Genomic DNA, 14,647 nt, shown 5'->3' on the forward strand with positions numbered 1-14,647 from the left:
CCGTCACACGACGCTCACGACAACAGGATACGCCGCGCGGCGCCCTCGGGATCGTCGACCATGCGGCTCGTCGTATCGAACACCATCGTCTGGCAGCGCTGCGGATCGGTCGGCGCCCAGGCCAGCCCCGGCTGGCTCGGATTGCCGGTCCGCGCGAAGTTCGCCCAAGCGGTCGACATGGTCCGCGCGACGTGCTGCGCCTCGGGCGTATTGCCGGTGCCCTGGTCACAGAGCGCGGTGTTGTCGAAGCAGAAGGCGAGGTCGGCGGTGTGCCATGCGCCCGCGACGCCGCCGAGTTGCGGCGACTGCCACTGGAACAGATATTGGTACACCGGCGCGCCACGCTGCGCGTGTTTCAGCCGTACCATGTCCTGCACGCGGTTGCGGTTCTGCAAGCCCTGCACGCCGTACGCCAGGGTCCGCACCGCCTTTTCCGGATGCGCCTGCTTCATCGCCGCGATCAGCCGACCCGCCTTGTCGGCGCCCATCTGCGCGGTGAGATCGGTCCGCCACTGCGCCTCGCTCGGGTTGTAGCCCCAGCGCATCCCCTCCTCGCTGACGTTGCCGATCATCACCGGCACGTCGCGCGACACCTCGGGCGCGATGTCCGAGTATGAGCGGACGTCGATCACCTTGCCATCGAGCGTCGGGTTCCAGCCCACGCGCGGTGTCAGCGAAGGCCCCATCGGCCCGCGTGGACCATTGATCTCGGTCGCGACCTTGTTGCCGGCGTCGAACAGCGGCTTCCACGCGATCCGCTGAAGCGCGCCGATATCCTTCGGTCCGATGTTCAGTTCACGCAGCACGCGCCGCGAGAAATCGCGCGACTGTTCCGCGATCGGCAGCGACCCGCCGCCACCCGACTGCACCGCGGCACGGTGGATCAGGCCCTTGCCGGTCGCCATGCCGAGCAACGTCGTCACCTTCGATCCGCCGCCCGACTGGCCGTAGATCATTACCGTATCGGGATCGCCGCCGAACCGCGCGATGTTCTCCTGCACCCAGCGCAGCGCAGCAACGCAATCGGTCATGCTGACGTTGACCGACGTGTCGTACGCGCCGCCGCCGACCTCGGTCAGGTCGAGGAACCCGAGTACGTTCAGCCGGTGGTTGATCGATACCTGCACCACGTCGTGATGCCGCGCCATCTGCGCGCCGTCATGCGAGGCGAGTTCGTACGACGATCCGAACGCGAACCCGCCGCCGTGGAAATACACCATCACCGGCCGCTTGCCCGACAGCGACGGCGTCCAGACGTTCAGCTTCAGCATGTCCTCGCCAATGAACCCGTCGGTCCATTGCTGGAGGAACGTGTGCTCTACGGCACTAAAGTCGTGGAGCGTCTGCGGGCAGTTCGCGCCGTAGGACAGCGTGTCGCGCGTTTCGGTCCAGCGCTGCGGCGGCTTGGCGGGCAGCCAGCGGTTCTCGCCGCCGGTATCTGCGCCATAAGGCACGCCCTTGAAGGTGTAGACGCCGTCCGAGACATAGCCGCGGACCGGACCGTATTGCGTCCGTGCGATCGCCGATTGCGGCGTCGAGCAGGTGCCGGTGCGCGATGCGGACGATCCGGGCGCAGCACGCGCGCGACCGATTGCGGGCAGCATCAGCCCCGCCCCGGTGGCAATCGATGCAAGCATCGCACGACGACGATCGACGGTTGGCCCGGTCATCCTCTTCTTCCTATCGGTTGCGTGCAGGCTGTTCTCCGACGTCCCGAAATCGGAACCGTCGCGTGCCCTTTGCAACCTTGTATGAGTATTAGAGTGATACCGCTACCCTGTCCATACGGAAACAGCATCAGCGGGTGGCGTATGCGATTGTTAGCGCTATAGTCCTGGGAATAGCAGGCGAATCCAACGCCGCATGACGATACCGGAGAGGAAAAACCATGGCGGCCAAATCCGCAATCTGCCTGATCGCGACCCTGCTCGCGAGCGCCGCGCCCGCGATCGCTCAGACAAGCCCGCGCGTCGCGTCGACCGACCTCACGCTCAACGCCGCCGGCTATTACGAAGCGCCGGCCGCAAACGTCCTCGTATTCTCCAACTGGTATGATGGCCTGTTCGCCGATTCGAAGATCAGCGGCGTCGAGATCATCCAGCAGGGCGAACGGATCGCCACCAACGGCGATGTCCGCCTGTCTTCCACGCCCGGCCAATGGGACGCGATCGGACGCCTGGTCGACCGCAAGATCGACGCCGCGACCGGCGCGATCACCGTCACGCTCGAATATCCCGACTATAAGTGGCGCTACCGCGTGCGCTCGGAAAAGCGCGGCGGCGCGGTCGCGGTCTCGGTGATCCTCGACCAGCCTGTGCCGGCTGCACTCGCGGGCAAGGCCGGGTTCAACCTCGAATTCCTCCCCGCCGCCTATTTCCACCACAGCTATATGGCCGACGGGGTGAGCGGTGCCTTCCCGGTCTATCCGGCCGATGCAATGATCCAGACGCCGCAGCGCAACGCGGCGAGCGGTCGCGCGGAAGGTCCCGGCGCGGAACCGACAGCGATCGCCAGGGGCAGTCGCTTCGTGCTCGCGCCCGAGGATCCGGCACGCCGCGTGACGATCCGATCGACTGCTGAGGTGCAATTGTTCGACGGCCGCAACCAGGCGCAGAATGGCTGGTTCGTGCTCCGCTCGCTTCTTCCGGCCGGGCGCACCGGCACCGTGCTCGAATGGATGATCCAGCCCAACAGCGTGCCGGGCTGGCTCCGGCCCCCGGTGATCGCGCATTCGCAACTCGGCTACACGCCCGACGCGCGGAAGGTCGCGACGATCGAGCTCGATCGCAACGATCGCCGCCTGCTGCCCGCGCGCCTGCTCCGCGTCGGTGAGGACGGCAGCATGACGCCGGTGCCGACCGCGCCCGCCAAGCACTGGGGTGAGTATCTCCGCTACAGCTATCTGCAACTCGATTTCAGCGCGGTCCGCCAGCCCGGCACCTATGTGCTCGACTACGGCACGACGCGCACCGCACCGTTCCGGATCGCCGCCGACGCCTATGCCGGCGCATGGCACCCGACGCTCGACGTCTATTTCCCGGTCGCAATGGACCATATGTTCGTCAACGAAGGCTACCGCGTCTGGCACGGCGACGCGCACCGCGACGACGCGCGACAGGCGCCGACCGGCCACGAGCATATCGATCTCTACGCACAGGGGCCGACCACCGACACCAAGTTCAAGTCGGGCGAGCACATCCCCGGCCTCGCGATCGGCGGATGGTTCGACGCGGGCGACTATGACATCCGCACCCAGTCGCAATATCAGGTGATCCGCTCGCTGGTCGACAGCTGGGAGCGCTGGCACCCGATGCGGGATACCACCGCGATCGACTGGACGCGGCGCAAGACCGAGATCCACGTTCCCGACGGCATGCCGGATCTCGTCCAGCAGATCCGCCACGGCACGTTGCAGCTCGTCGCGCAGTTCGATGCGGTCGGCCACGCGATCCACGGCATCGTCGAGCCCGACGTCGCGCAATACACGCACCTCGGCGACGCCTCGACCAAGACCGACGGGCTGGTCTACGATCCGGCGCTGAAGCTCGGCGAGGAGAAGAGCGGCCGCAGCGGGACGCCCGACGATCGCTGGGCGTTCACGACCAAGGTTTCCGCGCTGAACTACGGCTCGATCGCCGGCCTCGCGGCCGCATCGCGCGCGCTCGCCGAGGTCGATCCGGCGCTGTCGAAGAAGGCGCTCGGGATCGCAACGCGGACCTGGGCGGAGGAACAGTCGCACGCGCCCGATCTGTACCAGCACGGCAACACCACCGGCGGGCCGGTCGACGCGGAACGCTTCTCCGCCGCGGTCGAGCTGCTCCGCACGACGCGCGATCCGCGCTATGCCGCCGCGGTCCAGTCGATGTGGCCGGCGACGGAAAAGACGTTCACCTTCACCCTGCGCGATGCGGTGGCGGCGATCCCCTTCATGCCGCCAGCGTACCGCGCAGCCATGATCCCGGCGGTGCGCGCCTATGCCGCCGCCGCCGAGACCGCGGCCAAGGCCAATCCGTTCGGCGTGCCGATCACCACCGGCGGCTGGGCGGGCAGCGGCACCGTGCTCGGCTATGCGATGAACGCGTACACGCTGCACAAGGCGTTCCCGGAGATCATGCCAGCCGACGCCGTGTTCCGCGGGCTCGAGTTCCTGGTCGGCAACCACCCCGCGTCCGACGTGTCGTTCGTCTCCGCGGTCGGCACCGTCTCGAAGGAGGTCGCCTACGGCAACAACCGCGCCGACTTCTCGTTCATCGCCGGGGGCGTCGTGCCGGGCGTGCTGATCATCAAGCCGGACTTCCCCGAGAACCATGAGGACTGGCCGTTCTTCTGGGGCGAGAACGAATACGTCATCCCCGAAGGCGCGATGTGGATCGAACTCGCACAAGCCGCGCAGGAACTTGCCGCAGCGCCTGCAACGAAACCAGCCCAGACAGCCAGCGCACCCAAGTGAGAACCGCCATGAAAATCCAGAAATTCGCGCTGCTCGCCGGTCTCGCGCTCGGAACACCCGCCTTCGCCAGCGACGCACCGCGGTTCAGCAGCTTCAGCTATGACGGCCACACGCAGGAGAAGGTCAGCGTCGGGCCCAATCAATATCGCAATCCGATCCTGTCGGGCTATTATCCCGACCCGTCGGTGACGCGCGTCGGCGACGACTATTACCTCGTCCTCTCCTCGTTCGCGCACTACCCCGGCCTGCCGATCTTCACGTCGACGGATCTGGTGAACTGGACGCAGATCGGCAATGCGATCGACCGGCCGGAGCAGCTCGACTTCACCGGGATGCGCACGTCGCAGGCGGTGTTCGCGCCCGACATCTCGTATCACGACGGCGTGTTCTACATCGTCAACACGTGCGTCGAGTGCAAAGGCAATTTCGTCATCACCGCGAAGGACCCGGCGGGACCTTGGTCGAACCCGATCTGGCTGCCGTTCGAAGGCATCGATCCGTCGATCTATTGGGAAGGCGACAAGGCGTATATCGTCAACAACCGCGCCCCCGCCGAGCCACCGCGTTACGACGGCCACCGCGCGATCTGGATCCAGGAATATGACTGGCGCGCGGGTAAAATGGTCGGCGACAGCACGCAGCTGATCAACGGCGGCGTCGACATCTCCAAGAAGCCGGTGTGGATCGAGGGACCGCACATCTTCCGCAAGGACGGCTATTATTACCTGACCGCAGCCGAGGGCGGCACCAGCGTCAACCACTCGCAGGTCGCACTACGCTCGAAGTCGCTGCGCGGGCCCTATGTCCCGTTCGCAGGCAATCCGATCCTGACTCAGCGCGATCTCGATCCAGCGCGGCCCAACCCGGTCACCTCGACCGGCCACGCCAAGCTCGTCGAGACTCAGAACGGCGACTGGTACGCGACCTTCCTCGGCGTCCGTCCGTACGAGGGCGACTATTACAATATCGGCCGCGAGACGTTCTTGTTACCGGTAACATGGAAGGACGGCTGGCCGATCATCCTGCCCAAGGGCCAGCCGGTCCCGTTCGTCGGCACCAAGCCCAGGCTGCCCGCGAGCCCGCCGAGCCGCATCCCGACCAGCGGCGATTTCGGCTATGTCGACAGCTTCGACGGCAGCAAGCTGGCGATGCAGTGGGTCGGCGTACGCACGCCCAAGACGCCCTTCTACCGGCTTGACCACGGCGACCTGATCCTCGACGGCGGCGGACGCATCGGCGATCTTTCCAAGGTGTCGTCGTTCGTCGGACGCCGCCAGCAGCATCCCGTCGCGACGATGTCGACGACGGTCCGCTTCACCCCCGACACCGATGGCGATCGCGCCGGGCTCGTCGCGATGCAGAGCGACGCGAACTATGTGTTCTTCGGCATCACCCGGATTGAGGGCAAGCCCGTCGTCGCGCTCTACACTGCCGACAAGGGCAAGGAACAACTGGTCGCCTCCGCACCCGTCACCGGGTCGGGGCCCGTCACGCTGACGATCCGCGCGAACGGCGGCACGATGGCGTTCGACTATGACGGTGCCGGCGGCAAGAAGACCCTCGCGCGCGACGTCGATGCCCGCTTCCTTAGCACCAAGACTGCGGGCGGCTTCGTCGGCACGCTGGTCGGCCCCTATGCGTGGATGAAATGAGCCATCCGGGGCGAAAGACGCCGTATGCGGCGTGGGTGTTGTCGACAGTCGTCCACCCGGCGTGCTAAGTGTTGACATGTTTCCTACGGTAGCGCTACCGCAGGTTAACTATGCTCGACACCACATCAGATGGTGAACTCTAGGAAGGATCACGCACCGATGCGTCTCAGCCTCGCGCCCACGCTCGTCATTGCCGCAATCGCCGCAACGGGGACGATCGCCCTCGCCCAGACCAATGGGGCGAACACCCAGACGAAAACCGCTTCCACCGGCAAGGAGCCGCGGAGCCCGGACGGCAAGCGCTATCTGTCGCAGCCCCTCGTCACCAGCATCTACACTGCCGATCCGTCGGCGCACGTCTTCGGCGGCAAGATCTACGTCTATCCGAGCCATGACATCGACGTGAAGATCAGCGACGACGATCTCGGCAACCAATATGCGATGCGCGACTACCGCGTCCTGAGCATGGACCGCATCGGCGGCCCGGTGAAGGTCAACGGCGTTGCGCTCGACGTGAAGGACGTGCCCTGGGCATCGCAGCAGATGTGGGCCCCCGATGCCGCCTACAAGAACGGCACCTATTACCTGTACTTCCCGGCGCGCGACAAGCAGCTCGACAAGAACGGCCTCGGCACGTTTCGCATCGGCGTCGCCACGTCGAAGAGCCCGGTCGGTCCGTTCAAGGCCGATCCCAAGCCGATCGCCGGCAGCTTCTCGATGGACCCTGCGGTGTTCACCGACGCGAACGGCGCGAGCTACATGTATTTCGGCGGCATCTGGGGCGGGCAGCTCCAGCGCTGGAAGGACGGCAAGTTCGACGCCAACGGCTCGGATACCGATCTCGGCAAGGATGACCAGCCCGCGCTCTCGGGCAAGATCGCCAAGCTCAATCCCGACATGAAGAGCTTCGCCGAGACCCCGCGCGACGTCCAGATCCTCGACGAGGCCGGCAAGCCCGTGCTCGGCGGCGACCATGAGCGCCGCTTCTTCGAGGCGTCGTGGGTCTTCACGCGCGGCGGCAAATATTACTACACCTACTCGACCGGCGACACGCACTTCCTGAACTACGCGACCGGCGACAACCCCTACGGCCCGTTCACCTATCGCGGCCATATCCTGAAGCCGGTCCAGGGCTGGACCAGTCACCATTCGATCGTCGAGTGGAACAAGAAATGGTGGCTGTTCTATGCGGACACGCAGATGAGCAACAAGAACCACCTGCGCAACGTCAAGGTGACCGAACTGAAGTTCGCGCCCGACGGCTCGATCCCGACCATCGATCCGTTCGTCAACTGATGTTCCTCGGAATCGATATCGGCACCTCGGGTGTCAAGGCCGTGGTGCTCGACCAGCATGGCAGCGTGGTGGGCCAGGGCACTGCCGCGCTGACCGTACAGCGGCCGCATCCGCTCTGGTCCGAACAGGATCCGGATGCGTGGTGGAAGGCGACGATCGCCGCGGTCCAGGCGATCGACCCGAGCGTCCGTCGCTCGGTGCGCGGCGTCGGGCTTGCCGGCCAGATGCACGGCGCGACGTTGCTCGACGCCGACGACCGACCGCTCCGCCCCGCGATCCTGTGGAACGACGGCCGTTGCTTCGCCGAATGCGAGGCACTGGAGCGCGCCGTTCCCGACCTGCGCACCATATCGGGCAACATCGCGATGCCCGGCTTCACCGCGCCGAAGCTGCTCTGGGTGCGCGAGCATGAGCCCGAGGTCTTCGCGAAGATCGCCACGGTGTTGCTGCCAAAGGACTATGTCCGGTTGCTGATGACCGGCGACAAGGCATCGGACCTGTCCGACAGCGCGGGCACGCTGTGGCTCGACGTCGGCGGCCGCTGCTGGAGCGACGAGATCCTCACCGCGTGCGGACTGACGCAGGCGCAGATGCCGGCGCTGTACGAGGGCACGGAGATTACCGGCACGCTTACCGCCGAGGTCGCCGAACTGTGGGGCATGCCGCAGGTGCCGGTCGCCGCGGGCGGCAGCGACAATGCCGCGGGCGCGGTCGGCGTCGGTGTCGTCAAGGACGGCGATGCGCTGCTGTCGCTCGGCACGTCGGGCGTCATCTTCGTCGCGACCAACGACTTCCGCCCCAACCCGGCGCGCGCGGTCCACGCCTTCTGTCACGCGCTTCCCGGCATGTGGCACCAGATGTCGGTCCACCTGTCGGCCGCGTCGTGCATCGACTGGGTCGCACGGATCACCGGTGCCGCCGGTGCCGCCGACCTGTTCGCGCGCGCCGAAGCCGCTGGTCCGGCCAGTGGCCCCGAGATCTTCCTCCCTTACCTCTCGGGCGAGCGCACGCCGCACAACGATCCGGAGGTACGCGGCGCGTTCCTCCGCCTCGACAACGACACCGACGCCGGCCGCCTGTCGCAGGCGGTGCTCGAAGGTGTGGCATTCGCGCTCGCCGACGGCCTCGACGTGTTGCGGGAGGCCGGCACGACGGTCGAGCGCCTCGCGGTGATCGGCGGCGGTGCCCGCTCGCGCTATTGGGGCCAGGTGATCGCCGCGGCGATGGAGGTCGAACTCGTCTATCTCCAGGGCGGCGAAGTCGGCCCAGCGCTCGGCGCCGCTCGACTAGCCCAGCTCGGTGTCGACGGCGGCGACCCCGCCGAGATCTGCGTCGCGCCCCCCGTCTCGCACACCATCGTCCCCGACCCTGCCCTCGTCTCGGCGCTCGCCGAGAAGAAGGCCGCGTTCCGCCAAGCCTATTCCCGCATCACCCCAAAATCGTAGGAATCCCGATGTCCGACTTCTTCGCCGATATCCCCCAGATCAAATATGAGGGCCCCGACAGCACCAACGAGCTGGCGTACCGCTTCTACGACAAGGACAAGATGGTCCTCGGCAAGCGCATGGAGGATCACCTCCGCTTCGCCGCGTGCTTCTGGCACACCTTCTGCTGGCCCGGCTCCGACGTGTTCGGCGGCGGCACGTTCGATCGCCCGTGGCACCGCGGTGCCAACGACAGCGCCGCCGCGGCGATGAAGCGCGAGGTCGCGTTCGAGTTCTTCAAGACGCTCGACGTGCCCTATTACTGCTTCCACGACGTCGACGTGATGGCCGACGCCGCCAACATCACCGAGCACCGGAAGTTCTTCGCCGAAGCGGTCGATCATCTCGAACAGCTCCAGGCAGCTTCGGGTCGGAAGCTCCTCTGGGGCACCGCCAACCTGTTCAGCCACCCGCGCTTTGCCGCCGGCGGCGCGACCAACCCCGATCCGGAAGTGTTCGCGTTCGGCGCGATGCAGGTCCGCGATGCTCTCGAGGCGACGCACCGCCTCGGTGGCCAGAACTACGTGCTGTGGGGCGGTCGCGAGGGTTACGAGACGCTGCTCAACACCGACATGAAGCGCGAACTGGACAATTTCGGCCGCTTCCTGAGCCTGGTCGTCGAGCACAAGCACAAGATCGGCTTCACCGGCACGATCCTGATCGAGCCGAAGCCGTTCGAGCCGACCAAGCACCAGTACGACTTCGACACCGCGACGGTGTATGGCTTCCTCAAGCGCTATGGCCTGGAGAACGAGGTCAAGGTCAATATCGAGGCGAACCACGCGACACTCGCCAGCCACACGTTCGAGCATGAGATCGCGACCGCCGCGGCGCTCGGCATCTTCGGCTCGATCGACGCCAACCGCGGCGATCCGCAGAACGGCTGGGACACCGATCAATTCCCGAACTCGGTCGAGGAACTGACGCTCGCCAATCTGGAGATCATCCGCGCGGGCGGGTTCATCACCGGCGGCTTCAACTTCGACGCCAAGGTGCGCCGCCAGAGCATGGACCCGGCCGACCTGTTCTACGGTCATGTCGGCGCGATCGACGTCGTCGCGAAGGGCCTGCTCAACGCCGCCAAGCTGATCGAAGACGGCCGGATCGATGCGATCAAGACCAAGCGCTATGCCGGCTGGGACGGCGAGTTCGGTGGCGCGATCGGTGGGCTCGACCTCGCCGGGATCGCCGACCTCGCGATCGAGCGCGGCATCGATCCCAAGCCGGTCTCGGGCCAGCAGGAGCGGATCGAGAACCTCATCAACCGCGTCCTCTGATCGACGACCGCCCGATCCTGCGCTCCGGCGTAGGATCGGGCACGTCCCGACAGCGCGATGATGCGCCTCGGCGGCCGGCGCTCGCGACATTCTGACCGACCGGGAGAGACGCGATGCCGACCCTGACACGCGCGGTATCGACGATGGTGCTGATCGCGACGGGGGTCGCAGCTCAGCCATCCCCCGCGCTCGCGCAGCTTCCGCCACAACCGAACTTTCCGGTGATCGCACCGCCGGCAACGCCTGCGCGCCATCACATCGTCATCCCAAACCGCCCCGCCCCCGTGCCGGTCGTGCTCCACCTGTCGCCGAACGGATCCGACGCAGGCGACGGATCGACCGCGCATCCGTTCGCGACACCCGCGCGCGCGCAAGCCGCGGTGCGACGTCTCAACCCGGATCACGACGTCACCGTGCGGATCGCGCCGGGCAGCTATCGGCTGACCGCACCGCTCCGCTTCACAGCCAATGATGGCGGCCAGAACGGCTTCACCGTTCGCTGGGAAGGCGAGCCCGGCACGCGTCCGGTCCTGTCGGGCGGCATGCCGATCGACGGGTGGCGGCTCGCCGATCGCGCGAAGGGCATCTGGTCCGCCGCCGTGCCGAAGGGCGCCGATCCGCGGCAACTGACGGTGAACGAGCGGCTCGCCAGCCACGCCCGCATCGAGATCCCGCGCTCCGCCGTCACGTTCCAGACCTGGGGCCTCGACATCAAGGACCCGGCGTGGCGCGAACTCGCCTCGCTCCCCGACCAGCGCCGTATCGAGATCGAAGGCATGAGCTGGTTCACGCACCGCCACGCAGTCGTCGACCGGATCGAAGGCGGATCGGTCGCGGCGGGATCGATCGAAGGCGCGCGCATCGTCATGCAACAGCCGGGCTGGCGCAATAACCTGATCGGCTACGACACCATTGCTCGGCCGGTCTCGGCCGAGGTCGCGCGCCTGTTCCTGGTCAATGCGCTCGCCTTCCTGCGCGAGCCTGGCCAATGGTATGTCGATCCCAAGGCGGGGCTGCTCTATTACAAGCCGTTGCCGGGCGAGGACATGCGCCGCGCCAAAGTCGTGATGCCGATACTCGAACGGCTCGTCTCGATCGGCGGCAGCTATGATCGACCGGTCCGCGACCTCCAGTTCCGCCACCTCGCATTTCGCCACACCAGCTGGCTGCAGCCGTCGGGCCCGCAAGGCTATGCGAGCCAGCAGAGCGGTGCCTATCTGGCGGGCGACGTGACCGGCTATCCCGCCGATCCGATCCGCGATTGCAGCTGGGGATGCCCCGCGTTCGAGGCGATGCGCAACCGCTGGAACCAGCAGCCCGCCGCAGTGCAAGTGGCCGCCGCGACCCGTATCGTTTTCGACGACGACCAGTTCTCGCAACTTGGGCAGGTCGCGCTCGGCATCGGCAACAATGCGGACGCGAACGATGGCGGCGTCGGGCTTGGCGCGGCGGCGATCGAGGTGACGCGCAACAGCTTCAGCGACCTCGCCGGCGGTGCGATCATGGTCGGCGGCATTCGTCCCGACGCGCACCATCCCTCGCGCCCCGAAATGGGCCTGCGCGACATTCTGATCCGCGACAACCGGATCGCCAGCGTATCGCGCGACTACAAGGAGCAGTCGGCGATCCTCGTCACCTATGCGTCGGGGACGGTGATCGCGAACAACGACGTGTCGGACGCGCCGTATGACGGGATCGACATCGGCTGGGGATGGGGCACGAACGACCCCGGCGGCAGCGCGGAATATTGGCGACAGCAGCGCGGCTATTACGACCAGCCGGGCAATCTGGTCTACGATACGCCGACGACGCTGCGCGACACGGTCGTCGTCGGCAACCGCGTGACCCGGGTGAAGCAGTGGTTTCCCGATGGCGGCGCGATCTATCATCTGTCCGCCGATCCGGGCGCGCTGATCGCCGACAACTACATCGCCGACGTCACGGGTGCGGGCGGGATTGCGATCTACCTCGACGAGGGATCGCGCTACGTCACGATCCGCAACAATGTGATCGACCGCGTCGGCGGCGTCTGGCTGAACCTCAACTCGCAGGATTTCATCGCGCCGAAACGCACTGCGCTGGACAATCTGGCGATCGGCAACTGGTATAATTCCGGCCGGCTCCAGGGGTCGTGGACCGACTATCTGAACAACCGGTCGGTCGACAATATCAAGGTCGAGGGCGATGCATGGCCAGCCGCCGCGCGCAGCGTGATCGACCACAGCGGCGTCCGGCCGGAGGACAAGAAGCCCTGATGATCGCGGCCGCCCACGCGTGTCGCACTATGCCGCGGTGTATCGATTTCGGCCCGAATCCGCGCCTTCTGGGCCCCAGGACAGAAAATCTCTTATCGTCTCGCGATTGTCACGCGGCTATCACCTTGGTGATGGGAGCTTACCAATGACGAACTTCAATCCCGATCAGACGAGCCCGTCGTCGGATACGCCAATCGCGTCGGACGCGGCGATACCGTCGGAAAGCGCGACGCCGCCACGCCCGCCACGCGGTACGGGACGGCGGCTGCACGGTGCGATCGCGCACAAGCTGGGCACCGCGATCCTGTCGGGCGAGTATCTCCCGGGCGATACATTGTCGGGCGAAGTCGCGTTTTCGGAGGCGCTGGACGTGTCGCGCAGCGCCTACCGCGAGGCGGTCCAGGTGCTGATGGCGAAGGGATTGGTCGAAAGTCGGCCCAAAACCGGCACCCGTGTGTTGCCGCGCAGTCGCTGGAACCTGCTCGATCCGGACGTACTCGCCTGGGCCTTTGCCGGCGAGCCCGACATCGACTTCGTCCGCGGACTGTTCGAGTTGCGCGCGATCGTCGAGCCAGCCGCTGCCGCGCTGGCCGCCGAGCGACGCGATCGTGCCGACATCGCCGTGATGAAGGAGTCGCTCGCCGCGATGCGGCGCCACACGCTAGCCACCGAAGCCGGCCGTGCCGCGGACCGCGAGTTCCACAACGCGGTGTTGCAGGCGACCCGCAACGACGCGCTCGTCGTGCTGAGCGCGAGCATCGGCGCGGCGGTAAGCTGGACGACGCAGTTCAAGCAGCGCACCCGGTCGCTGCCGCGCAACCCGATCCCCGATCACGTCCGCGTGTACGAGGCGATCGCCGCGAGCGACCCCACCGCCGCCAACGCGGCGATGCGCAAGCTGGTGGACCTGGCGCTCGACGATACGCAACTGGCGATGACGCGGTAGGCTCGGTTCCTACGCAGCGTCCCGACCATGCGCGATACCCGTTTCCAGTCCGCGCAGTTCCGCCAGCCCGCGCAGCCGGCCGATCAGCGAATAGCCGGGATTGGTCCGCTTGTTGAGATCGTCCACCATCTGGTGCCCGTGATCGGGGCGCATCGGCAGCGACCGCCCGGTCCGTGCCTGCAACGCGACCAGCTCGGTCATGATCGCGGGCATGTTCGCATCGCCCTCCAGATGCGCCGCCTCGTGAAACGCGCCACCGGGTTCACGCTGCACCGATCGAAGATGCACGAAGCCGATGCGCTCGCCGAGCCGCCGGACCATCCCCGGCAGGTCGTTGTCCGCGCGCACGCCGAACGATCCGCTGCAAAAGCACAGCCCGTTGGCGACCGACGGCACCGCCGCGAACAGCGCGCTGACGTCCGCCTCGGTGCTCACCACGCGCGGCAGGCCGAAGATCGGGAACGGCGGATCGTCGGGGTGCACTACCAGCCGGATGCCCTCCGCCTCGGCGACTGGACACACCGCCTCCAGGAACGCGACGTGGTTCTCGCGCAGCCGCGACGCGTCGATGTCGGCGTAGGTCTCGATTTGCTCGAGCAACTGCGGCGAACTGAAGCTCTCCTCGCTCCCCGGCAGCCCGGCGATGATCGTCCGCTCCAGTGTCGCGCGCGCGGCATCGTCCATCGCCGCGAACCGCTCGGCGGCGATGGCGGCGACATCGGGGGTGTAGTCCTGCTCGGCGCCCGGGCGGCGCAGGATATGGATGTCGTAGGCGGCAAGCGCGTGCAGCTCGAAGCGCAACGCGCGCGCGCCGTCCGGCAACGCCCAGCTCAGGTCGGTCCGCGTCCAGTCGAGCAACGGCATGAAATTATAGGTCACGACCTCGATGCCCTGCCCCGCCAGATTCCGCAGGCTGGCGACATAGGCCTCGATCAGCCGATCCCAGTCGCCCGAACGCCGCTTTAGATCCTCGACGACGGGCAGGCTCTCGACCACTTTCCAGTCGAGCCCCGCGTCCTCGATCATCACGCGACGCGCGGCGATGGCGTCGACGGTCCACACGTCGCCATTGGCGACCTCGTGCAGTGCCGTGACGATCCCGGTCGCGCCGGCCTGGCGGATGGCGTTTAGCGGCACCGGGTCGTTCGGGCCAAACCAGCGCATGGTCTGGGTCATCTTCATCAGCCGCTCATCCCCGTTTTCCCATGGCGGTGCAGCCACATGCTCACACTGTCGATAGCAACGATCGAATTGGTCTGACAACCTATATGCGCTTGGTCACCATAT

General features: G+C 66.6%; 9 protein-coding genes. 7 read left to right on the top strand and 2 right to left on the bottom strand.

Annotated features, from left to right (window positions below):
• Positions 1-14: 14 nt before the first annotated feature.
• Positions 15-1,670, bottom strand: coding sequence for a carboxylesterase/lipase family protein (locus ASE69_RS06925; protein ID WP_056484676.1), 1,656 nt, complete (start codon positions 1,668-1,670; stop codon positions 15-17).
• 218 nt (positions 1,671-1,888) lie between these two features.
• Here ASE69_RS06925 and ASE69_RS06930 point away from each other — a divergent pair, with 218 nt between their 5' ends.
• The 7 genes from ASE69_RS06930 (at position 1,889) to ASE69_RS06960 (ending at position 13,360) form a co-directional block, all read left to right on the top strand.
• Entirely contained in the window at positions 1,889-4,450 is a 2,562-nt protein-coding gene (locus tag ASE69_RS06930; RefSeq protein WP_056484678.1) for a glycoside hydrolase family 9 protein, read from the top strand.
• 8 nt (positions 4,451-4,458) lie between these two features.
• A complete protein-coding gene (locus ASE69_RS06935) occupies positions 4,459-6,102 on the top strand; it encodes a glycoside hydrolase family 43 protein (RefSeq protein ID WP_056484680.1) in 1,644 nt (547 codons plus the stop codon).
• 159 nt (positions 6,103-6,261) lie between these two features.
• Complete coding sequence (locus ASE69_RS06940) at positions 6,262-7,398, top strand: glycoside hydrolase family 43 protein (RefSeq protein ID WP_082452956.1); 1,137 nt, start codon at positions 6,262-6,264, stop codon at positions 7,396-7,398.
• Positions 7,398-8,843, top strand: coding sequence for a xylulokinase (gene xylB, locus ASE69_RS06945; RefSeq protein ID WP_056484682.1), 1,446 nt, complete (start codon positions 7,398-7,400; stop codon positions 8,841-8,843). The genes ASE69_RS06940 and xylB overlap by 1 nt, the downstream gene beginning before the upstream one ends.
• Positions 8,844-8,851: 8 nt before the next feature.
• Complete coding sequence (gene xylA / locus ASE69_RS06950) at positions 8,852-10,159, top strand: xylose isomerase (RefSeq protein WP_056484684.1); 1,308 nt, start codon at positions 8,852-8,854, stop codon at positions 10,157-10,159.
• Between the two features lie 113 nt (positions 10,160-10,272).
• Entirely contained in the window at positions 10,273-12,414 is a 2,142-nt protein-coding gene (locus ASE69_RS06955; protein ID WP_056484686.1) for a pectate lyase, read from the top strand.
• Positions 12,415-12,559: 145 nt separating this feature from the next.
• A complete protein-coding gene (locus tag ASE69_RS06960; protein ID WP_082452957.1) occupies positions 12,560-13,360 on the top strand; it encodes a FadR/GntR family transcriptional regulator in 801 nt (266 codons plus the stop codon).
• A gap of 9 nt (positions 13,361-13,369) precedes the next feature.
• Here ASE69_RS06960 and uxuA read toward each other — a convergent pair whose 3' ends face one another.
• Positions 13,370-14,542 (bottom strand): mannonate dehydratase, encoded by a 1,173-nt coding sequence (gene uxuA, locus ASE69_RS06965; protein WP_200924137.1) that lies wholly within the window; start codon positions 14,540-14,542, stop codon positions 13,370-13,372.
• Positions 14,543-14,647 lie beyond the last annotated feature (105 nt).

It is taken from the genome of Sphingomonas sp. Leaf208 (genome assembly GCF_001421415.1).
In the GTDB taxonomy this organism is placed as follows: domain Bacteria; phylum Pseudomonadota; class Alphaproteobacteria; order Sphingomonadales; family Sphingomonadaceae; genus Sphingomonas.